Below are 20,210 nucleotides of genomic sequence, written 5' to 3'. Positions count from 1 at the left end.
GACGTCGTCTGACACGCTCCGGGGCCCGCGCGCCTGCCCCGGTTTGCACCCGCCGGGGAGTATCTATGTCATAGGTCACGAACGACCACACGGAATACCGCCCCGTGGTTGGATGTTGACTTCTGTACACCCCCGCCGATGGCTCAGAGAGAAGGTCACCGTGACAACACTGACAGCCCCCAAGCTGAGCTCCCTCGACCGCTGCGACCGCTGCGGCGCTCAGGCGTACGTCCGCGTGACGCTCGGCGGAGGTGGCGAGCTGCTGTTCTGCGCTCACCACGCCCGCCAGCACGAGGAGAAGCTGCGCGAGATGTCCGCGCTCATCCACGACGAGAGCGAGCGCCTCTCCGGATCGACCACCCCGGTGGCCGACGAGGTCTGAGCAGCCAGCACGACCCATCCACCCCCGAACCCAGAAGAGCCGGCCAGATGATCTGGCCGGCTCTTCTCGTGGTCCTGCGGCGGGTGCCTAGTAGGCGTACGCCTTGTACTCGTGCGACTTCAGGATCGCCTTCCAGTGCTCGAGGTAGTCCTCGTAGATCGACGGGTCGGTCGTCTCGGTCGTGATCTCGTCGCTCGCGACGAGGTTCGAGCCGGTCAGCGAGGCCGAGCCGGCCTGGACCATCTTCATCCGCACGCCACCGGCGGGCCAGTTGCCCGTGCCGTCGGGTGCGACCTCCTCGGGGTTGAGGCGGTTGGGGCCGAGCTTGGCGTCGACGAGCATCGTCTTGTCGTGCGGCTTGGCCCACGCGACGTCGATGCGCTGGCTCGACGTCTTGAGGACGTCGAGGATCGGCCGGCAGATACGGATCAGCTGCTGGCAGTGCAGCTTGCGGTTGACCTTCAGGTCGTCCTCGTACGCCACGGCGCTGATCTTGCACCCGCCGTTGGACAGCTCGACGAGCTTCTCGGCCACCGCGATGCGGCGGTACTTGAAGCGGTTGTGCTGCAGGCGGATGCGGCACTGGCTGTCGGGCTGCACCCGGTTCAGCAGGTTGAGGACGGGGTCCTTGCCGTTGGTCGGCGTCGCGCGGATCGGCGTGGCGTAGATCGTCGCGTTGGCGAGGTTGGAGTAGAACATGCCGTACTTGGCGTAGCCCTCGGTGTAGCCCGCCGCGCGCGCGTCGGCCGTCGGGTAGCCGTAGCGGGTCGAGTTCTTCCGCACGTAGTTCAGGTAGTCGTTGCCGATGTTGCGCTCGGCCCACATGTCCTTCCAGAGCTGCGACGTCTGCTGCCACATCTTGGTGTCGTTGTAGATCGTCAGGCCGTTGTTGTAGGTCTGCTCGGCGCTGCGGCCGCCCAGGTTGGCCGAGCCCGACCAGATCGCACCCTTGGCGGGCTTGTTGTCGCGCGTGAAGGTGTTGTTGACCAGCAGCAGCTTGGAGTGCATGATCGCGCCGTTGAGGCTCGACAGGCACGCGAGGCTCTTGCCCTTGGCGCAGATCTTGAACGACGAGTCGCGCAGGTTGCTCTTGTTGAGCGCCTTGCGGAGAGCCCGCGAGGCCGACGACTGCGTGGCGCGGCCGTGGATGACGCGCACGCGGACACCGGCCTTGGCGGCCTGGATCAGGGTGCGCCCGACGCGCTTGGACTCGGGCATCTGCGAGATCGACAGGTAGACCGTGTTGGCGCGGCGGGTGGCCTTGGGCAGGTACTTGCCGGAGCGGGGGTCGATGAACGATCCGCGGATGATGCGCTCGAGGTCGTCGAGCAGGGTGAAGTCACCGTTGCGCGAGCTCGTCACGGCCCGGTACGGCCTGGAGAAGTTGGACTCCAGCGTGACCGGGTAGTCCGGACCCCACGGCGCGGCGGCAGCCTTGACGGACGCGGCCGGCGTGCCGACGGTGACACCGTCGCCGCTGGCCGGGGTCGTCTCGGTCGCGGAGGTGTCGGTGGGGACGTCCTCGGCGCTCGAGGCGATCGACGTCATGCCGAGCACGACGCTTCCCGCCAGGAGAGCCACCCCGAGAGCGCGGGCTACGCGCCGTGATCCGCCGAATGTGTGCACAGGTTTGCTCTCCGAGACGTTCGTGGATGGTCGCGACAGTCTAACTCAATAGGACGCGCCTCACGGGCACCCTGACCAGGGTGCCCGTGCGCGCCTCGAGCGACCGTCAGTCGAGGTAGTCGCGCAGGACCTGCGAACGCGACGGGTGACGCAGCTTGCTCATGGTCTTGGACTCGATCTGACGGATGCGCTCGCGCGTCACGCCGTAGACCTTGCCGATCTCGTCGAGCGTCTTGGGCTGACCGTCGGTCAGGCCGAAGCGCATCGACACGACGCCCGACTCACGCTCGGACAGCGTGTCGAGCACGGCGTGCAGCTGCTCCTGCAGGAGTGTGAACGACACGGCGTCGGCCGGGACGATCGCCTCGGAGTCCTCGATCAGGTCGCCGAACTCCGAGTCGCCGTCCTCGCCGAGGGGGGTGTGGAGGCTGATCGGCTCGCGACCGTACTTCTGCACCTCGACGACCTTCTCGGGCGTCATGTCGAGCTCGATCGCGAGCTCCTCGGGCGTGGGCTCGCGGCCGAGGTCCTGCAGCATCTGGCGCTGGACGCGGGCGAGCTTGTTGATGACCTCGACCATGTGGACCGGGATGCGGATCGTGCGGGCCTGGTCGGCCATCGCGCGGGTGATGGCCTGGCGGATCCACCACGTCGCATAGGTCGAGAACTTGAAGCCCTTGGTGTAGTCGAACTTCTCGACCGCGCGGATCAGGCCGAGGTTGCCCTCCTGGATCAGGTCGAGGAACAGCATGCCGCGACCCGTGTAGCGCTTGGCCAGCGAGACGACGAGGCGCAGGTTGGCCTCGAGCAGGTGGTTCTTGGCCCGGCGACCGTCGATGACGATCCACTCGAGCTCCTCGGTCATCTTGGGCGAGATGCGTCCGCCCTTGCCGAGCTTCTCCTCCGAGAACAGACCGGCCTCGATGCGCTTGGCCAGCTCGACCTCCTGGCCGGCGGTCAGCAGCGAGACCTTGCCGATCTGCTTGAGGTAGTCCTTGACCGGGTCGGCCGTCGCACCCGCGACCATGACCTGCTGGACGGGCTCGTCGGACTCGTCGGCCGCCGACAGCGTGTAGGACGACTTCTCGTCCTCCTTCAGCGTCGGATCGGTCGCGAGGTCCTTCTCGAACTCCTCGTCGGGGATGTCGGGCAGGATCTTCTTGCCCTGCGCGTCCACCGCCGCGGCGTCAGCGACGGCCGGGGTCTCGAGCGCGTCCGCGAGGTCGACGGCAGCTGGCACGCTGCCCTCCTCCTCGGGGGCCGCCGCCTTCTTGGCGGCGGTCTTCTTGGCCGCCGCCTTCTTGGCGGGAGCCTTGACGGCGGGAGTCTTCTTGACGGTGGTGGCTGAAGTCTTCGTCACGGTCGTTTCTGTTTTCGCAGGGGCTGGGACGGGTGTCGCTGAGGTCTTCTTGGCAGCGGTCTTCTTGGCCGCCGGCGCCTTCTCGGCGGGGGCCTGATCGCTCTCAGGGTTCTCTGAGGAATGGTCGTCGGACGAGCCCGGGAGGAGCTTCGTGACGGCCCGGAGTCGTGATGAAGAAGCGGGATTCACCGGCACGTCAACCTCACAAACGGTAGAAGGGCGCAACAAAGAGGCCTGTGGTCAACCTCTTCGTCTAGTGTGTCACGCCCGACCAAGGGCCGGCATCTCAGGGTCCTCTCAGGACCGGGTCGGCCACTCGTGCACCGGAGCACCGTCGTGCATGTGGCGCTCGTACTCCACCGTCGTCAGGCGCATCGCCTCGGCGCGACCGTCCACCGACGCGCTGTGGTGGGCGAACTCCTCGATCAGCCACGTGGCGCCGTTGCGGCCCGTGATGCAGCGCTGCTCGATGACCCCCAGCAGGTGGGTGCGGACGTCGTCGTCCACGCCGAGCTGGGTCAGCCCCGTGTGGGCCAGCGGCAGGAGCTGGCGCAGCACGAGCTCGCGGACGGCGACGTGCCCCACGCCGGGCCAGTAGATCTCGGCGTCGATGCCGTCGCGGGCGGCCTGGTGGAAGTTGTCCTCGGCCGCGCGGAACGACAGCTGCGACCACACGGGCCGCTCGCTCGCGCCGAGCACCTTGACGAGCCCGTAGAACAGCGCCGCGTTGGCCATCGTGTCGACGACGGTCGGGCCGGCCGGCAGCAGGCGGTTCTCGATGCGCAGGTGCGGGCGTCCGTCGGCGACGTCGTAGATCGGCCGGTTCCAGCGGTAGACCGTGCCGTTGTGGAGCCGCAGCTCGGCGAGGTTGGGGACGCGACCCGCCTCGAGCTCGGCGACGGGATCCTCGTCGTCGACGATCGGCAGCAGGGCCGGGAAGTAGCGGCTGTTCTCCTCGAACAGGTCGAACACCGACGTGATCCACCGCTCGCCGAAGAACACGCGCGGGCGGACGCCCTGCGCCTTCAGCTCCTCGCTGCGCGTGTCGGTGGCCTGCTCGAACAGCGCGATGCGCGTCTCGTGCCACAGCTGACGTCCGAGCAGGAACGGCGAGTTGGCGCCCACGGCGACCTGCACGGCCGCGATGGCCTGCGCGGCGTTCCACGTCGTGGCGAAGTCCTCCGGCTCGACCTGCAGGTGCAGCTGCGTGCTGGTGCAGGCCGCCTCGGGGATGATCGTGTCGGCCGTCGTGTCGAGGCGGTCGACCCCGTCGATCAGGATCTCGATGTCCTCGCCGCGCGCGGCCAGGATCTGCTCGGACAGCAGGTGGTAGCGCGGGTTGGCCGAGATCGCCTCGCGACTGAAGTGCCCGTCCTGGAGCGTCGGCAGGATGCCGATCATGAGCAGGTGCGCGTCGACGCCGGCGGCCTTGTGCTGCGCCGCGTTCAGGTCGTCGCGCAGCGCCGCCTGCAGCGTCTCGAGCCCCGTGCCGTCGATCCGCGACGGCGGCACGTTGATCTCGACGTTGAACAGCCCCAGCTCGGTCTGGAAGTCGGGATCGGCGATGGCCTCGAGCGCCTCGGCGTTCTTCATCGCCGGCTCGCCGCGGCCGTCCACGAGGTTGAACTCGATCTCGATGCCGACCTGCGGGTGCCCGACGCTGAAGTCGTGCTCGCCCAGCATGCGGGCGAACACGTCGAGGCACCTGCGGACCTTGGCCCGGTAGAGGGTGCGGTCCTCGCGACTGAACTCACGTGCGTCGACGTCCTGTCCCATGACGACAGCCTAGGGCTGCGAGGACCACCGCGCCGATGGCCGGGCGAGGCCCGCCCCTACGCCTCGCCCGGCTCGCACGCGGCGCCCTCGACGAAGCCGGTCCAGTGGACGGGCGAGACGCCCTGCTCGAGGACGTCGAGGACGATCCGTGCCATCGAGTAGCAGGGGTCGGCGTCGAGGGCCCGCTCGACCGCGATCAGCGCCTGCGCGCCGTCGCCCGTCAGCCACGCCGCGAAGGCCGCGAGGCTCAGCACCGCGGGCTCGAAGGGCGGCACGACGCTGCCCGCGACCAGCGTCAGCACGCGCAGCATGTCGTCCGCGGTCTCGCGCGTGATGCGCGCCCACACGGCGTCGCGGACCTCGACGCCCGAGACCCACACCGCGACCCGCACCAGGTCGGCGTCGAGCAGCCGTCGGCCGTCGAGCGCCCGGTCGAGGATCGGTCCGACGACGGACATCCCCACGGCCCCCAGCTGGTCGGGATCGGTGCGGGCGACCGTCCGCACGACCTCGGCGACGATCTCGTCGGTCGAGCGCTCGAGCCAACGGCGCCGCTCCCCCACCACCGCGGCGAACCGCTCGACCAGCGACGCGCGGTCGGGCAGGATCTGCTGGCCCGCCGCGACGGCCTGGACGATCGAGAGGTGGTGCGACGAGGTCGTGTAGGCGACGCCCTCTGCCGGCGCGCCCAGCGAGTCGGTCCAGTACCGCTCGCCGTCGGCGCGCACGCGGATGACGAGCTCGAGGTCGGGCAGCTCGTCGATCGAGCGGTGGATCGCGTCGAGCAGGCGGAGCGCGACATCCTGCTGCCGGGTCACGGCGATCAGGACGACTCCCTCGGCACCGTTGCGCCGGAGGTGCTGGACGATCTGGCGCGCCTGCGCGTCGACGTCCTGCTGGGCGGGCACGTCGACCCGCAGCCGGAAGCCGAAGCGGCGTCTCAGGCCGTGCGTCGCGACCGCGACGACCGACTCGTGCGGCGTGAAGCCGAAGAAGGTCGGCAGGGCGTTGATCAGGTCGGAGGCGTCGTGCGCCACGAACGTCGACGGGGTCTCTGTCATGCCCCAACGCTCGCCGCTCGGAGTCGGCGTCGACAGCGCCGCGGCGAGGCCTGTGGAACGTCCGTGCCCGGTCCGTGCGGTGTGGACGGTCGCGGTGTCGCACGCTCGGGCGACAATGGACGCATGCGGTCCACGGCGTCGATCATGCACCTCGACCTCGACGCCTTCTTCGCGTCGGTCGAGCAGCGCGACAAGCCGTCGTTGCGCGGCCGGCCGGTCATCGTGGGCGGCATCGGGCCCCGCGGCGTCGTCGCGACCGCGTCGTACGAGGCGCGCGTACACGGCGTCCGGTCGGCGATGCGCACCGCCGAGGCCCGGGCGCGCTGTCCGCACGCGGCCTTCTTGGGCGGGCGCTTCGACGCGTACCGCGAGGCCAGCCGCCTGGTCATGGAGCGGCTGCGCCAGGAGTCTGAGCTGATCGAGCCCCTGTCGCTCGACGAGGCCTTCGTCGACCTGGCCGCCGGCGACCCGACGTCCGGCCGCGCGTTCGACCCGGCGCGCGTCGAGGAGGTCGTCGAGCGCATCCGCACCGACATCACCGAGATCACCGGCGGCCTGACGGCGTCGGTGGGCGTCGCGTCGTCCAAGCTCATGGCCAAGATCGCCAGCGAGGTCAACAAGCCCGACGGGGTCTTCGTCATCGCCCCCGGCACCGAGGCCGACGTCCTCGGCCCCATGCAGGCGACCGCGATCCCCGGCGTGGGCCCGGCGACCGCCGAGCGCCTGCGGCGCATGGGCATCCTGACGGTCGACGAGCTGCGCCGCCAGAGCGAGGACGAGCTCGTCCGCCTGCTGGGCCAGGCGTCCGGACGGTCGCTGCACCGGCTGGCCCGCGCCGACGACGACCGCCCCGTCGTCGCCTCGCGCGAGGCCAAGTCGGTCAGCGTCGAGGACACCTTCGAGCAGGACATCTCCGACCGGCTGCAGCTCGAGACGATCATCGAGCGCATGGCCCGCACCGTGTCGGCGCGCCTGCGCAAGAGCGGGCTGTCCGGACGCACCGTGACGATCAAGCTGCGTCACCACGACTTCGAGACCCACACGAGGTCGTCGACGCTGGCGCACCCCACCGACAACGCGCGCGTCCTGGCCGAGAAGGCGCGGGGGCTCCTCGCGGTAGAAGACGTCAGCAACGGGCTGCGCCTGATCGGCGTCGGCGTCAGCGGGCTCGCCGACTGGGTGCAGGACGACCTGTTCGCCGCCGACGACGACGCGCAGGAGGTCGCCGAGCGCGAGCTGCAGGAGATCGACGAGCAGCCCGACGCCGGGCCCGTGCGCTGGTACCCCGGCATGGACGTGCACCACGAGACCCACGGCGACGGCTGGGTCTGGGGCGCCGGGCTCGGTCGCGTCACGGTGCGCTTCGAGACCCGCTGGACGCCGCCGGGGCCGGTGCACACGTTCCGCGCCGACGACCCGGCACTCGCCACGGGGCACACGGGTACGTTTCAGTCATGACCGCGACCGACCCGACCGTTCCCGCACCGATCGCGGAGCGACGCCCCGTCACCCGCACGCACCACGGCGACGCCTTCGTCGACGACTACGAGTGGCTGCGCGACAAGGACGACCCCGCGACCCTGGCCTACCTCGAGGCCGAGAACGCCCACACCGACGCCGCGACCGCGCACCTCGAGCCGCTGCGCCAGCAGATCTTCGACGAGATCAAGTCGCGCACCCTCGAGACCGACCTCTCGGTGCCCACCCGTCACGGCGCGTGGTGGTACTACGCACGGACGCTCGAGGGCCAGCAGTACGCGATCCGCTGCCGCTGCGCCGTCACCGACCCCGACGACTGGACGCCCCCCACGCTCACGGCCGACAGCGCGATCCCCGGCGAGGAGGTCCTGCTCGACTCCAACGTCGAGGCCGAGGGTCACGAGTTCTTCTCGCTCGGCGCCTTCAGCGTCAGCGACGACGAGAACTTCCTGGCCTGGTCCGTCGACACGCAGGGCGACGAGCGCTACACGATCCGCGTCAAGGACCTGCGCACCGGCGAGGTGCTGGCCGACGAGATCACGGGCGCCAGCGGCGGAGCCACCTGGTCGGCCGACGGCACGCACCTTTTCTACACGACGGTCGACGACGCGTGGCGTCCGTTCCGCGTGTGGCGGCACGCGGTCGGGTCGGGCGCCGACGACGTGCTGGTGCACGAGGAGACCGACGAGCGCTACTTCGTCGGCGTCGGACGCACCCACTCCGAGAAGTACCTCGTGATCGGCATGTCGTCCAAGATCACCAGCGAGTACCGGGTGCTCGAGGCCGACGACCCCGAGGGCGAGTTCCGCGTCGTCCTCCCCCGCCGCGACGGCGTCGAGTACTCGCTCGAGCACGCCGTCGTGGGTGGGGAGGACCGCTTCGTCGTCCTGCACAACGAGGGCGCGCTGAACTTCGAGCTCGTCACCGTCCCCGTGCAGGACGAGCCCCTGGCCGACCTCAGCGGCTGCACCGTCGTGATCCCCGGCAGCGACACCACCCGGCTCGAGGACGTCGACGTGTTCGCGCGCCACATCGTGCTGTCGTACCGGCGCGACGCGCTGGCCCGCATCGGCGTGCTGCCCCTCGGCCCCGACGGCATCGGCGCGCTCGAGGAGGTCGACTTCGGCGAGGAGCTGTTCACGAGCGGGGTCGGCGGCAACGCCGAGTGGGACCCGCCGCTCATCCGGGTCGGCGTCGGCTCGTTCGTCACCCCGTCGTCGGTCCTCGACTACGACCCCTCGACCAAGGAGCTGATCCTGCGCAAGCAGGCCCCGGTGCTCGGCGGTTACGACAGCGACGAGTACGAGCAGCACCGCAGCTGGGCCGTCGCCGACGACGGCACCCGTGTGCCGGTGTCGATCGTGTGCCGCAAGGACACGCCGCGTGACGGCACGGCACCGGCGCTGATCTACGGCTACGGGTCGTACGAGGCCAGCATGGACCCCGGCTTCTCGGTCATGCGGCTGTCGCTGCTCGACCGCGGCTTCGTGTTCGCGATCGCGCACGTGCGAGGGGGCGGCGAGCTGGGCCGGCACTGGTACGACGACGGCAAGACGCTGAGCAAGAAGAACACGTTCACCGACTTCGTCGCCGCCGCCCGCCACCTGGTCGACGAGGGCTGGACGTCGTCCGACCGCCTGGTCGCCGAGGGCGGCAGCGCCGGTGGCCTCCTGATGGGTGCCGTCGCGAACCTCGCGCCCGAGGCCTTCGCCGGCATCGTCGCGGCCGTCCCGTTCGTCGACGCGCTGACGACGATCCTCGACCCCTCGCTGCCGCTGACCGTCATCGAGTGGGACGAGTGGGGCAACCCCCTCGACGACCCCGAGGTGTACGCCTACATGAAGTCGTACACGCCCTACGAGAACGTCGGCGCCCACGACTACCCCGCGATCCTGGCCGTCACGAGCCTCAACGACACCCGTGTCATGTACGTCGAGCCGGCGAAGTGGGTCGCACGCCTGCGCGCGACCGCCACGGGCGACGCCCCGATCCTGCTGAAGACCGAGATGCACGCCGGTCACGGCGGCGTCAGCGGACGGTACGCGTCGTGGAAGGAGCGGGCCTGGGAGCTCGCCTGGATCATCGACACGGTCGGCGCGAAGGCCTGAGCGCTTGGGGTCAGCCGACGACGACCTCGACGAGGTACCCCGACGCGCCACCGAGTGGTGGGCCCTGGGACTCGGCCTGGGTCCGCTCGGCGACGCTCCACGTGCGCGATCCGGGGGTGGCCACCCACCCCCGTTCCTCGACCTCGCGCCACCGGTCGTGCGCGACCCGGATCGTGACGACGCGGCCGGTCACCTCGACGAACACGTCGTCGTGGCCGGTCATGCAGTCGGCGTCCTCGATCAGCAGCGTGTGTCGTGAGACGTCCGGTGGCAGCTCGACCTCCACGTCCGTGTCGTCGCGACAGCTCCACTCGACCACGTCACCCACGGCGAACGAGTCGAGTGCGACGACCTCCGCGCTCGTCCAGATCCAGACCCGGACGACGTCGGTCGAGCTCGGCAGCACCGACGGATCCGGAGCCGTCGTCACGTCGGCGCCTCGCCGTTGCAGCACCGGCCACGACGCACGTGCAGCAGCGCACCGCCGACGGCGGTGACGTCCAGGCCCGCCATGGTGCGGAACGTCGACTCGTGCACGAGCACAGTCTGTCGCATCGCGGTGTCGCCTCACCGTGGGGCAGGATGACGGCGTGACCACCGCGCGCCCCCGTCCCAGCACCGTCGTCGCCGAGGCGGACGCCGCGCAGCGCGAGGCGATCTACCGCATCCGGCACGACGTGTACGCCGTCGAGCTCGGCCAGCACCCCGTCAACACGGCAGGGCGACTGACCGACCGCCTCGACGACGTCAACCGCTTCCTCGTCGCCCTGCGGGACGGCGAGGTAGCGGCCTTCGTGAGCATCACGCCGCCGGGCCCCCTCGGCTACTCCGTCGAAAAGTACTTCGAGCGCCCCGAGATGCCGCTCGACCTCGACGGCGGGACGTACGAGATCCGCCTGCTCACGGTGCTGGAGCAGCACCGCGACACCGACCTCGCGGCGACCCTCATGGTCGCGGCCTACCGGTGGATCGAGGCGCGCGGCGGCCGCACCGTCGTGGCGATCGGCCGCGACGAGGTCACGCCGATGTACGTCCGCGGCGGCATGCGTCGCACCGGGCTGACCACGACGTCCGGCGCCGTCACGTTCGAGCTCATGCACGCCGACGTCGCCGAGGTGCGGGCCGCCTTCGACGCCCTCGAGTCGGTCGTCGCCGCGATCGAGCGCGCCGTCGACTGGCGGCTGCACGTGCCGCTGCGCAAGCCCGCCGCGTGCTTCCACGGCGGCGTCTCGTTCGAGGCGGTCGGCGTGGGCCTGGACGACCTCGGACGACACCGCGACGTCGTCAACGCCGACGTGCTCGACGCCTGGTTCCCACCCGCACCGGCCGTGCTCGACGCGCTGCACGACGAGCTGCCGTGGCTCCTGCGCACGTCGCCGCCCGTCGACTGCGCCGGGCTCGTCGCAGCGGTGGCCACCGCGCGCGGCCTCGACGCCGGCTGCGTCCTGCCCGGTGCGGGATCGTCCGACCTGATCTTCAGGGCGCTGACGCGGTGGCTGGACCGGTCGTCGCGCGTCGTGCTGCTCGACCCCACCTACGGCGAGTACGCCCACGTGCTCGAGAAGGTCGTCGGCTGCCGGGTCGAGCGGCTGCCGCTCGAGCGGTCGGACGACTACCGCCCCGATCTCGCGGCGCTGGTCGACCTGGTCGCGTCCGGCCCCGACCTCGTGGTGCTGGTCAACCCGAACAGCCCCACGGGCCAGGTGCTCACGGTCGACGAGGTCGACCTGCTCCTGCGCGCGGCGCCGCCGTCGACACGGGTGTGGGTCGACGAGACGTACGTCGACTTCGCCGGCCAGAGCGTCGAGCCGCTGATCCGCCGCCACGACCACCTGGTCGTGTGCAAGTCGATGTCGAAGGCATACGCCCTCAGCGGTGCCCGCGTCGCCTACCTCGCCGCGGCCTCGCACCAGCTCGAGGAGCTGCGCTCCATCACGCCGCCGTGGGTCGTGGGCCTCGTGTCGCAGGTCGCGGCCGTCAGAGCGCTGCAGTCACCCGGCTACTACCGCGACCGCTGGGACGAGACGCACGGGCTGCGCCGGCAGCTGACGGTCGACCTCCGGGGGCTGGGGTGGGACGTCGTCGACGGCTGCGCCGGCTTCGTCCTGGCGCACCTGCCGGACGAGGGACCCACGGCGGCCCAGCTGGTCGCGGGTGCCCGCGAGCACGGGGTCTTCCTGCGCGATGCCGCCGGGATGGGCCGGACGCTCGGCGACCGCGCCGTGCGGGTCGCGGTCAAGGACGCCGACTCGCAGCGCCGGATCGTGCAGGTCGTCGACTCCGTGCAGAGGTCGTGGCCCCTAGCACGCACACCCTAAGACTTGACTGAGAGCGGAATCCTCGGGGACACTCGCGCGTTCCACTCAGTACAGACACTGATGGGAGTCGCACCGTGAGCACCAGAACCGGCAACACCACCGCCGAGGGCAAGGACAGCGTGGGCATGTACCTCGCCGAGATCGCCCGCACTCCCCTGCTCGACGCTGCACGCGAGGTCGAGCTGAGCAAGACCGTCGAGGCCGGGCTCTTCGCCCGCCACCTCCTCGAGGAGGGCCGCATCGGTCGCCGCAAGGGCGGCGCCCCGAAGTCCGCGACCGAGGAGGAGCTGACCTGGCTCGCCGAGGAGGGCGACCGGGCCGTGCAGGAGTTCATCCAGGCCAACCTGCGCCTCGTCGTGTCGATCGCCCGCAAGTACGGACGCTCGGCCATGCCGATGCTCGACCTCGTGCAGGAGGGCAACACGGGCCTGATCCGCGCCGTCGAGAAGTTCGACTACTCCAAGGGCTTCAAGTTCTCGACGTACGCCACGTGGTGGGTGCGTCAGGCCATCACCCGCGGCATCGCCCAGCAGGCGCGCGTCGTCCGGCTCCCAGTCCACGTCGTCGAGGAGCTCAACCAGGTCACGGCCGCGCGCCGCAACCTCGAGCGCCAGCTCGGCTACGATCCTGAGCCCGCCGAGATCGCCCTCGAGCTCGGCATGGACGTCGAGCGCGTCATCGACCTCATGTCGTGGGGTCGTGACCACGTCAGCCTCGACTCCCCCGTCGACGACGACGGCGACACCTCGCTGGGCGACCTGATCGCCCGCGAGACTGCGCCGGGTCCTGACTTCGCGGTGCTCGACGACGAGTCGCGGCACCTCGTGGCGAGCCTCGTCGACAACCTCGGCGAGCGCGAGGCCGACATCGTCCGCGCCCGCTACGGCCTGCTCGACGGTCGCCAGCAGAAGCTCGCCGACATCGGCAAGCGGCACGGCATCTCGGCCGAGCGGGTCCGCCAGCTGGAGCGCGAGGCGCTCGCGACGCTGCGACGCATCGCGGACCCCGACCTGGCCGCCTAGGGTCAGTCGCCGTCCGGCTCGCGCCGGGCGGCGGCCACGGACGCGAGCTCGTCCCACACACCCCCGACGATGCGGGCGAGCTCGCCCTCCGGACCGGTGTTGTCGATCACCAGATCGGCGGCACCGGTCCTCGTGTCCCTGGGGGCCTGCGCGGCGATGCGCGCCCTCGCCTCGTCGGCCGACATGCCGCGGATCGTGACGAGCCGGTCGACCTGCACCTCGACGGGGACGTCGACGACCACGACGACGTCGCAGTGCGCATCGGCACCCATCTCGACCAGCAGCGGATTGTCGTGCACCACGATGGCGTCCGGCCCCGCCGACGCCTCGCGCTCGGCGGCCAGGTCGCGGATCGCCGGGTGCGTGATGCCGTTGAGGTCCGACAGGGCCTCGGGGTCGCCGAACACGATCGACCCGAGGGCGGGACGGTCGAGGGTCCCGTCGGCGCCGATGACGCCGTCGCCGAACCGTGCGGCGATCACGGCGAGCGCCGGACGTCCGGGTTCGACGATCTCACGGGCCAGTCGGTCGTAGTCGATCACGACGGCACCGTGGGCGGCCAGCAGGGCGCTCACGGTGCTCTTGCCGGCACCGATGCCCCCGGTCAGGCCCACCCGCAGCACGCGACGCCTAGCGGGTCGCGGCGTTGCCGTAGACCGTGACGTGCACGTGGTCCATGTGGTTGGCGGTCGCGCCGCCGCGATCGCTCATGCCACGCCACGCGCCCGAGGTCGCCGGACGCCAGATGCGCTGACGCCAGATCAGGTACTCCACGCCCAGCTCGGCGCGGTTCTCCTGCAGGTAGGAGGCGATCTCGTTGCCGAGGTCGCTGGAGACCATGATGTCGAGCGAGTGACCCGTGGCGTGCTCGCCGCGACCGGCGATGCCGCCGTAGCTGACGATCGACGGGAACTTGGCGCACACGGCGCGGTGGACCTTGATCGTGTCGGGCAGCAGCCCGTTCTCGACGCCCGAGCCGGAGGCACAGGGCGCGGTGCCGAGGGGCTCCTCGGCCGAGATCTTGTCGGCCTCGACCCACCGCGGCAGGTCGTTGTGCATGATCTGGGCCCACTTGCCGTTCGTCTCGCCCGTGATGTCGACCGAGTCGCCGTACCCGACCGTGGCGAGGACCGGCGAGCCGGACTTGGCGTCGGCGTGCACCTCGATGTCGGTCGTGGCATACCGCAGGCCGGCGATCTTCTCCTCGACGGCCGCGACGTTCGGCACCGGAGGACGCTCGGCGCTGCGGCTGACGGCCGCAGGCGCCTGGCCACGGCTGGCCGACGCGGCGAACAGATCCTTCGACGGGGCCGCCTGGGCCTTCGCCGTCGCGAGGGTCTCTGACGTCACCGGACCGCCGTCGTGGAAGACGGCGGCTCCTGCCGCACCGGCGACGGTCAGCATCCCGACCGTCGGGAGGACGGCCCATGCGGAGAGGGTGCGGCGCTTGCGCCGGATGGTGCGCGGTGCAGCGTGCTTGCTGTGGCGTTGGTCTGCCACGAAGTACCACCTAGTGCGTCGACGACAATCGGCTCAGCGTCCGAGTCAACCATACTGTTACGAATCGTTCACCCCGAATGCCGTCCCCGCCGCGGGACGATGTGACCCATCTCCCACCATCGCGAGGATCCAGCGTGCCCGACGTCCTGACAGCAGCCCGCAGCGAGCAGCAGCAGCGACGCGTCGCCGGCGCCCTGCGGGCCCGCGGGCTCGCCGCGGGCGACCGGGTGGTCCTCGCAGTACCCGGCAGCGCATCGTACGTCAGCGTCGTGCTCGGCGCTGCCCGCAGCGGCGTCGTGCCGGTGCCGCTCGACCCTCGTCTGACCTTGCACGAGCGCGACGCGATCGTCGCCGACGTCTCACCCCGCCTCGTCGTCACCGACGAGGCGGACCTGCTGGCCCTGCTCGACGGGCCGGAGGCGGAGCTCGACGCCTCCCCGCGATGCCGTCCGATGCACTTCACGTCGGGGACCACCGGACGTCCCAAGGGCGTCTGGTCGGGGATGCTGTCACCGGACGACGCCGCCGCCCTGGTCGCCGAGGAGCGCGACCTGTGGGGCTTCGCCCCGGACGACCTCGACCTCGTCGTGTCGCCGGTCTACCACTCCGCACCGCTGCGCTTCGCGACCGGGACGATCCTTGCGGGCGGATCCGTCGCCGTGCTGCCCCGCTTCGATCCCGCGCCGTTCCTGACGGCCGTCGCCGAGCTGCGCCCGACCTCGATGTTCTGCGTCCCCGCGCACCTGCAGCGCCTGTTCGCGCACGTCGACGACCACGGTCTGCGACCCGACGTGAGCTCGTTCCGGCTCGTCGCCCACGCGGGCGCCCCGTGCCCCGAAGCCGTGCGACGTCGCGCGCACGACCTGTTCGGCGTGGACGTGGTCTGGGAGTTCTACGGCTCGACGGAAGGACAGTTCACCGCGTGCCCCGCCCCCGAGTGGATCGCCCGTCCGGGCACCCTCGGGCGCGCGCGTCCCGGCCGGGTCGTTACCGCGGACGCCGACGGACAGCTGTGGTGCACCGTGCCCGCGTGGGCCGAGTTCACGTACTGGGACGCTCCCGACAAGACAGCTCGCGCGTGGCACGACACCCCCGACGGCAGGGCGTTCAGCGTCGGCGACCTGGGCCGTGTCGACGACGACGGGCACGTCTTCCTCGACTCCCGCCGCGAGGACCTCATCATCACCGGCGGCGTGAACGTCTACCCCGCCGAGGTGGAGGCGGTGCTCCAGACCGTCGAGGGGCTCGTCGACGTCGCCGTGCACGGCCGGGACGACGAGCGCTGGGGCCAGCGCGTGTGCGCCGCCTACGTCGGCGACGTCGACGAGGCGGCGCTGCGTGCCGTCGCCGAGGAGCGGCTGGCTCCGCCCAAGCGTCCCAAGACGTACGTTCGCCACGACGCCCTCCCCCGCACGGCGACCGGCAAGGTCAGGCGCACCGAGCTCTGACTGCCGAGCCCCCCGCCGGCGCCACGAACGACAGAACCCCCGGTCCGTGAGGACCGGGGGTTCTGAGGTGGAACGGAAGGCTTACGCCTCGCCGCCCGTGAGCTTCTCGCGCAGCGCCTGCAGCGCCTCGTCGGAGGCCAGCGAGCCCTCCTGCGCGGGAGCGTCGGCACCGGCGGACGAGTCCGACGAGTAGTTCGACGCCTCGGCAGCCTCGAGGCCGGCCTTCTCGGCCTCCTCGATCTGCTTCTTGTGGGCTTCCCAGCGCTCGTGAGCCTCGGCGTACTGCTTCTCCCACGTGGCGCGGGCCTCGTCGAAGCCCTCCTGCCACTCGCCGGTCTCGGGGTCGAAACCTTCGGGGTAGATGTAGTTGCCCTGCTCGTCGTACGAGGAGGTCATGCCGTACAGCGTCGGGTCGAAGTCGTCGCTGACGGCGGCCTCGGTCTCGTTGGCCTGCTTGAGCGACAGCGAGATGCGACGACGCTCGAGGTCGATGTCGATGATCTTGACCATGACCGAGTCGCCGATCTGGACGACCTGCTCGGGGATCTCGACGTGACGCTCGGCGAGCTCGGAGATGTGCACCAGGCCCTCGATGCCCTCCTCGACGCGGACGAACGCACCGAAGGGGACCAGCTTGGTCGCCTTGCCCGGCACGATCTGGCCGATCTGGTGCGTGCGCGCGAAGTGCTGCCACGGGTCTTCCTGCGTGGCCTTGAGCGACAGCGAGACGCGCTCGCGGTCCATGTCGACGTCGAGCACCTCGACGGTGACCTCGTCGCCGACCTGCACGACCTCGTTCGGGTGGTCGATGTGCTTCCAGGACAGCTCGGAGACGTGGACGAGGCCGTCGACGCCGCCGAGGTCGACGAACGCACCGAAGTTGACGATCGACGAGATGACGCCCTTGCGCACCTGCCCCTTCTGGAGCTCGGTGAGGAAGTTCTGGCGGACGGCCGACTGCGTCTGCTCGAGCCAGGCACGGCGCGACAGGACCACGTTGTTGCGGTTCTTGTCGAGCTCGATGATCTTGGCCTCGATCTTCTGACCGATGTACGGGTCGAGGTCGCGCACGCGGCGCATCTCGACCAGCGACGCGGGCAGGAAGCCGCGCAGACCGATGTCCATGATGAGGCCGCCCTTGACGACCTCGATGACGGTGCCCTCGACGACGCCGTCCTCGGCCTTGATCTTCTCGATGTCGCCCCACGCGCGCTCGTACTGCGCACGCTTCTTGGACAGGATCAGACGGCCTTCCTTGTCCTCCTTCTGGAGGACGAGGGCTTCGACGCTGTCGCCGACGGAAACGACCTCGTTGGGGTCGACGTCGTGCTTGATCGACAGCTCGCGCGACGGGATGACGCCCTCGGTCTTGTAGCCGATGTCGAGGAGGACCTCGTCACGGTCGACCTTGACGATGATGCCCTCGACGATGTCGCCGTCGTTGAAGTACTTGATGGTGAGGTCGATCGCGGCGAGGAAGTCTGCCTCAGAGCCGATGTCGTTGACCGCTACCTGGGGTGCCACGTGGGCGATGCTGCTTGTCATAAAGGAGTTGCTCCGATGGATGGGTGGAATTGTCGGGCACGCATGACAGCCCTTGGATCGTGGAGATGCCGGGGAGATTCGCCCGGCGAGGCACGAGCACGGGCCTGCTCTGTCCGAGGTGCGTACAGGCCATCTGCGCAGAGTCAAGCGTACGCGACACCGCCGTCAGCGAGACAGGTGGGTCACGCGGGCGACAGGAAGGCCGACAGCGCTCGTGCGTAGGGCTCGACGTCCGCCGCCCCCATCGTCTCGCGCGCCGAGTGCATCGCCAGCTGTGGCGCCCCGACGTCGACCGTCAGCATGCCCGTGCGGGCGGCGCTGAGGGGACCGATCGTCGAGCCGCACGGCAGGTCGGCCCGGTGCTCGTACCGCTGCAGCGGGACACCCGCCTGCTCGCACGCCCGGACGAAGTGCGCCGTTCCCGGGGCGTCGCTGGCGTAGCGCAGGTTGGGGTGCAGCTTCAGCACGGGTCCCCCGCCGATCGCGATGTGGTGCAGGGGCTCGTGCCGCTCGGGGTGGTTGGGGTGGGTCGCGTGCGCCATGTCGCCCGACGCGCACACCGACGCCGCGACCGCGCGGTGGTAGTCGTCGCGCGTGCCGCCGGCCGCGAGCACGACGCGCTCCAGCACCGTGGCCAGCAGGTCGGACTGCGCGCCGCGCTCGGACGTGCTGCCGACCTCCTCGTGGTCGAACAGCGCCAGCACCGGGCGGACGCCGGGGGTCGGCGTCGCCGACAGCAGCGCACGGGTGCCCGCGAAGCACGTGACCTGGTTGTCGAGGCGCGGCGCGCTGACGAGCTCGGCGTCGACGCCGATCAGCGCGCTCGGCTGGGCGTCGTGGGTCATGAGCTCGAAGCCCAGCACGTCGGCGACGTCGACCCCGGCCCGCTCGGCGACGACCTCGAGGAAGGTGCCCCGGCGCGTCGACCAGATGCCGTTGAGGTGACGCTGGGGGTCGACCTCGAGCGGCTTGCGGTCGGACAGGTGGATCGCGAGCTGCGGCACCCGCAGCACCGGCTCGCCGACGTGCACCAGCACGTCGCGGCCGTCGCGCAGCGACAGACGTCCGGCGATGCCGAGGTCGCGGTCGAGCCACGAGTGCAGCCACGCCCCGCCGTACGGTTCGAGCGCGACGACGCCGAGACCCTCCGGCGCCAGGTCGTGGTGCTGCTTGAGTCGCAGGTTGGGGCTGTCGGTGTGGCCGCCGACGACGCGGAAGGGGTCGGCCGGCGACGCGCTCGACTCGGACGACCACGCGACGAGCGAGCCGCCGCGGACGACGTAGAAGCGGCCCTGCTCGGACGGCCACGACTCGCGCTCGTCGAGGCGGCGGTACCCCGCGGCGTCCAGCTCGGCGGCCACCGTCGCGCAGACGTGGAACGGGGTCGGCGAGCGGTCGATGAAGGCGCACAGGTCTGCGGCGGCGGAGGAGGCGATCGTCATGCCGCCACTCTAGGCGGGCCGCCGCACCCCGGACGCACGCAGCGGGTGCCGCCCCGAAGGACGGCACCCGCTGTGTGGAGGTGGTGGTGCTAGCGCGACTCGACGAGCTCGGGGTCGTCGGAGCGGCGCGTGCCGGCCGCGTTGCCGCTGCGACGTGCGAGCAGGCCCACGCCGATCAGCACGATGCCGAGGACGGCGCCGCCGATCGGGACGTAGGTCTTGACCGCGGTCAGCAGCGTCGCCTTCGGCTTGTACTCCTCGACCGTGTCCTTGGTGTTGGACTCGGTGTACTGCAGCGTCGCCTTCGTCGTGGTCAGCACCCGCTCGCCGTCGAGCTCGAGGTAGCCGTCCTGGGCCTCGCCGCCGACGACGATGACGCCCGTGACGGGCTCGACGCTGAACGTGCGGACGTTGGAGTAGATGCGGTCGGCGGTGACGGTTCCCTCGTCGGGACGTCCGACCAGCGAGCCGGGCACGTCGATCGTGCCGGTCTTGACCGGGGCGATCGTCTGCTTGAACTTCAGCACCTTGAGGCCGTCGACGGTTCCCTCACCGTCGTACGTGGCCGGCGTCGCCTTGTTGAGCGTGCCGTCCCAGAACTGGTACGTCTTCTTCTGGGTGTCGAACGGGAACTTGAAGTACTGGCCCTTGAACGGGAAGTCCTTCTCGGTCTCGCCGTCGGACGACGACGTGTTGCCCTTCCAGGCCACGGCCTCGCCCGTCTGACGGTCGAAGGCGACGGTCTCGTCGCTGGCGCTCAGCGGCGTCTCGCCGCTGGAGCAGTCGAAGGCGGCCGGCGCGGTGCACACGTAGGTGTCCCAGACCGCGACGTCCTTGCCCAGCTCGTCGCTGGCCTTCTTGCTCGCCTCGACGTCGCCGCTGACGATGCGGGTCGACTTCAGCGGCGCCTCGGCGACGCGCAGGCCGCCGGCGATGTCGAGGTACGTCCCGTCCTGTCCGGGCGCTGTCTCGGAGATGCTGGTGGTCTCGTTGTTCAACGGGACCACCGCCAGCCGGTCGTACATGTAGAACTTCGACAACACGGCCAAGGCGAGCACGAATGCTCCCAGGAACAGGGCGACTGTCCCCAATTTCTTACCCACTGTGGGCTCCCTCCACGGAATGATTACCGAACGGTAACAC

17 protein-coding genes are annotated in these 20,210 nt (G+C 70.5%); 6 read left to right on the top strand and 11 right to left on the bottom strand.

Annotation, left to right across the window (positions count from 1 at the left end; genetic code table 11):
• Window positions 1–112 precede the first annotated feature (112 nt).
• Complete coding sequence (locus IFT73_RS15665; RefSeq protein WP_082556194.1) at window positions 113–382, top strand: hypothetical protein; 270 nt, start codon at window positions 113–115, stop codon at window positions 380–382.
• A gap of 87 nt (window positions 383–469) precedes the next feature.
• On the opposite strand, the gene IFT73_RS15660 is transcribed toward IFT73_RS15665, so the two are convergent.
• The 4 genes from IFT73_RS15660 to IFT73_RS15645 form a co-directional block, all read right to left on the bottom strand.
• Window positions 470–1,963, bottom strand: coding sequence for a phospholipase D-like domain-containing protein (locus IFT73_RS15660; RefSeq protein WP_056609135.1), 1,494 nt, complete (start codon window positions 1,961–1,963; stop codon window positions 470–472).
• 151 nt (window positions 1,964–2,114) lie between these two features.
• Window positions 2,115–3,563 carry an RNA polymerase sigma factor gene (locus tag IFT73_RS15655; RefSeq protein WP_371811300.1) on the bottom strand — a complete coding sequence of 483 codons (1,449 nt, stop codon included), beginning with the start codon at window positions 3,561–3,563 and terminating at the stop codon, window positions 2,115–2,117.
• 102 nt (window positions 3,564–3,665) lie between these two features.
• Window positions 3,666–5,144: a glutamate-cysteine ligase family protein gene (locus IFT73_RS15650; protein WP_192168414.1), complete on the bottom strand. Its 1,479-nt coding sequence runs from the start codon at window positions 5,142–5,144 to the stop codon at window positions 3,666–3,668.
• A 56-nt stretch (window positions 5,145–5,200) separates the two neighbouring features.
• On the bottom strand, window positions 5,201–6,205 hold the full coding sequence (locus IFT73_RS15645) for a DUF4192 domain-containing protein (RefSeq protein WP_192168413.1): 1,005 nt from the start codon (window positions 6,203–6,205) through the stop codon (window positions 5,201–5,203).
• A gap of 123 nt (window positions 6,206–6,328) precedes the next feature.
• Between IFT73_RS15645 and IFT73_RS15640 the strand changes: the two genes are divergently transcribed.
• Together IFT73_RS15640 and IFT73_RS15635 are read left to right on the top strand one after the other, a co-directional pair.
• Window positions 6,329–7,663: a DNA polymerase IV gene (locus IFT73_RS15640; protein ID WP_192168412.1), complete on the top strand. Its 1,335-nt coding sequence runs from the start codon at window positions 6,329–6,331 to the stop codon at window positions 7,661–7,663.
• The gene (locus tag IFT73_RS15635; RefSeq protein WP_192168411.1) at window positions 7,660–9,792 is read left to right on the top strand and encodes a S9 family peptidase; all 2,133 of its coding nucleotides are present in this window, start codon (window positions 7,660–7,662) and stop codon (window positions 9,790–9,792) included. The genes IFT73_RS15640 and IFT73_RS15635 overlap by 4 nt, the downstream gene beginning before the upstream one ends.
• A gap of 10 nt (window positions 9,793–9,802) precedes the next feature.
• Here the strand turns inward: IFT73_RS15635 and IFT73_RS15630 are convergent, their stop codons facing one another.
• Both IFT73_RS15630 and IFT73_RS19340 read right to left on the bottom strand, forming a co-directional pair.
• Complete coding sequence (locus IFT73_RS15630) at window positions 9,803–10,222, bottom strand: DUF6578 domain-containing protein (RefSeq protein ID WP_192168410.1); 420 nt, start codon at window positions 10,220–10,222, stop codon at window positions 9,803–9,805.
• On the bottom strand, window positions 10,219–10,347 hold the full coding sequence (locus IFT73_RS19340) for a hypothetical protein (RefSeq protein ID WP_256435532.1): 129 nt from the start codon (window positions 10,345–10,347) through the stop codon (window positions 10,219–10,221). The genes IFT73_RS15630 and IFT73_RS19340 overlap by 4 nt, the downstream gene beginning before the upstream one ends.
• A gap of 35 nt (window positions 10,348–10,382) precedes the next feature.
• Here IFT73_RS19340 and IFT73_RS15625 point away from each other — a divergent pair, with 35 nt between their 5' ends.
• Both IFT73_RS15625 and IFT73_RS15620 read left to right on the top strand, forming a co-directional pair.
• Window positions 10,383–12,110, top strand: coding sequence for an aminotransferase class I/II-fold pyridoxal phosphate-dependent enzyme (locus tag IFT73_RS15625; RefSeq protein WP_192168409.1), 1,728 nt, complete (start codon window positions 10,383–10,385; stop codon window positions 12,108–12,110).
• A 125-nt stretch (window positions 12,111–12,235) separates the two neighbouring features.
• A complete protein-coding gene (locus IFT73_RS15620; protein WP_056609178.1) occupies window positions 12,236–13,132 on the top strand; it encodes an RNA polymerase sigma factor RpoD/SigA in 897 nt (298 codons plus the stop codon).
• 2 nt (window positions 13,133–13,134) lie between these two features.
• On the opposite strand, the gene coaE is transcribed toward IFT73_RS15620, so the two are convergent.
• Window positions 13,135–13,755: a dephospho-CoA kinase gene (coaE, locus tag IFT73_RS15615; RefSeq protein ID WP_192168408.1), complete on the bottom strand. Its 621-nt coding sequence runs from the start codon at window positions 13,753–13,755 to the stop codon at window positions 13,135–13,137.
• A gap of 7 nt (window positions 13,756–13,762) precedes the next feature.
• Complete coding sequence (locus tag IFT73_RS15610) at window positions 13,763–14,632, bottom strand: SH3 domain-containing protein (RefSeq protein ID WP_192168407.1); 870 nt, start codon at window positions 14,630–14,632, stop codon at window positions 13,763–13,765.
• Between the two features lie 134 nt (window positions 14,633–14,766).
• Here IFT73_RS15610 and IFT73_RS15605 point away from each other — a divergent pair, with 134 nt between their 5' ends.
• A complete protein-coding gene (locus IFT73_RS15605; protein ID WP_371811299.1) occupies window positions 14,767–16,080 on the top strand; it encodes a class I adenylate-forming enzyme family protein in 1,314 nt (437 codons plus the stop codon).
• A gap of 81 nt (window positions 16,081–16,161) precedes the next feature.
• Here IFT73_RS15605 and rpsA read toward each other — a convergent pair whose 3' ends face one another.
• The 3 genes from rpsA to IFT73_RS15590 all read right to left on the bottom strand — a co-directional run bounded on the left by rpsA (window position 16,162) and on the right by IFT73_RS15590 (window position 20,158).
• Entirely contained in the window at window positions 16,162–17,625 is a 1,464-nt protein-coding gene (gene rpsA / locus IFT73_RS15600) for a 30S ribosomal protein S1 (protein ID WP_056609184.1), read from the bottom strand.
• A 182-nt stretch (window positions 17,626–17,807) separates the two neighbouring features.
• Window positions 17,808–19,067: a M18 family aminopeptidase gene (locus IFT73_RS15595; RefSeq protein ID WP_192168405.1), complete on the bottom strand. Its 1,260-nt coding sequence runs from the start codon at window positions 19,065–19,067 to the stop codon at window positions 17,808–17,810.
• An 89-nt stretch (window positions 19,068–19,156) separates the two neighbouring features.
• Entirely contained in the window at window positions 19,157–20,158 is a 1,002-nt protein-coding gene (locus tag IFT73_RS15590; RefSeq protein ID WP_192168404.1) for a DUF3068 domain-containing protein, read from the bottom strand.
• Window positions 20,159–20,210: the final 52 nt, after the last annotated feature.

The organism is Aeromicrobium sp. CFBP 8757 (assembly GCF_014841755.1).
Taxonomy (GTDB): Bacteria; Actinomycetota; Actinomycetes; order Propionibacteriales; family Nocardioidaceae; genus Aeromicrobium.
The sequence above is the reverse complement of the archived record's forward strand: the minus strand, read 5'-3'. Positions and strand labels throughout refer to the sequence as shown.

Bases quoted from the DNA above. Each gene is read 5' to 3' on its own strand.
- IFT73_RS15665 (WP_082556194.1), top strand. From the start codon at position 113: ATGTTGACTTCTGTACACCCCCGCCGATGGCTCAGAGAGAAGGTCACC.
- IFT73_RS15650 (WP_192168414.1), bottom strand. From the start codon at position 5,144: ATGGGACAGGACGTCGACGCACGTGAGTTCAGTCGCGAGGACCGCACC.
- IFT73_RS15645 (WP_192168413.1), bottom strand. From the start codon at position 6,205: ATGACAGAGACCCCGTCGACGTTCGTGGCGCACGACGCCTCCGACCTG.
- IFT73_RS15640 (WP_192168412.1), top strand. From the start codon at position 6,329: ATGCGGTCCACGGCGTCGATCATGCACCTCGACCTCGACGCCTTCTTC.
- IFT73_RS15635 (WP_192168411.1), top strand. From the start codon at position 7,660: ATGACCGCGACCGACCCGACCGTTCCCGCACCGATCGCGGAGCGACGC.
- IFT73_RS19340 (WP_256435532.1), bottom strand. From the start codon at position 10,347: ATGCGACAGACTGTGCTCGTGCACGAGTCGACGTTCCGCACCATGGCG.
- IFT73_RS15620 (WP_056609178.1), top strand. From the start codon at position 12,236: ATGTACCTCGCCGAGATCGCCCGCACTCCCCTGCTCGACGCTGCACGC.
- rpsA (WP_056609184.1), bottom strand. From the start codon at position 17,625: ATGACAAGCAGCATCGCCCACGTGGCACCCCAGGTAGCGGTCAACGAC.
- IFT73_RS15595 (WP_192168405.1), bottom strand. From the start codon at position 19,067: ATGACGATCGCCTCCTCCGCCGCCGCAGACCTGTGCGCCTTCATCGAC.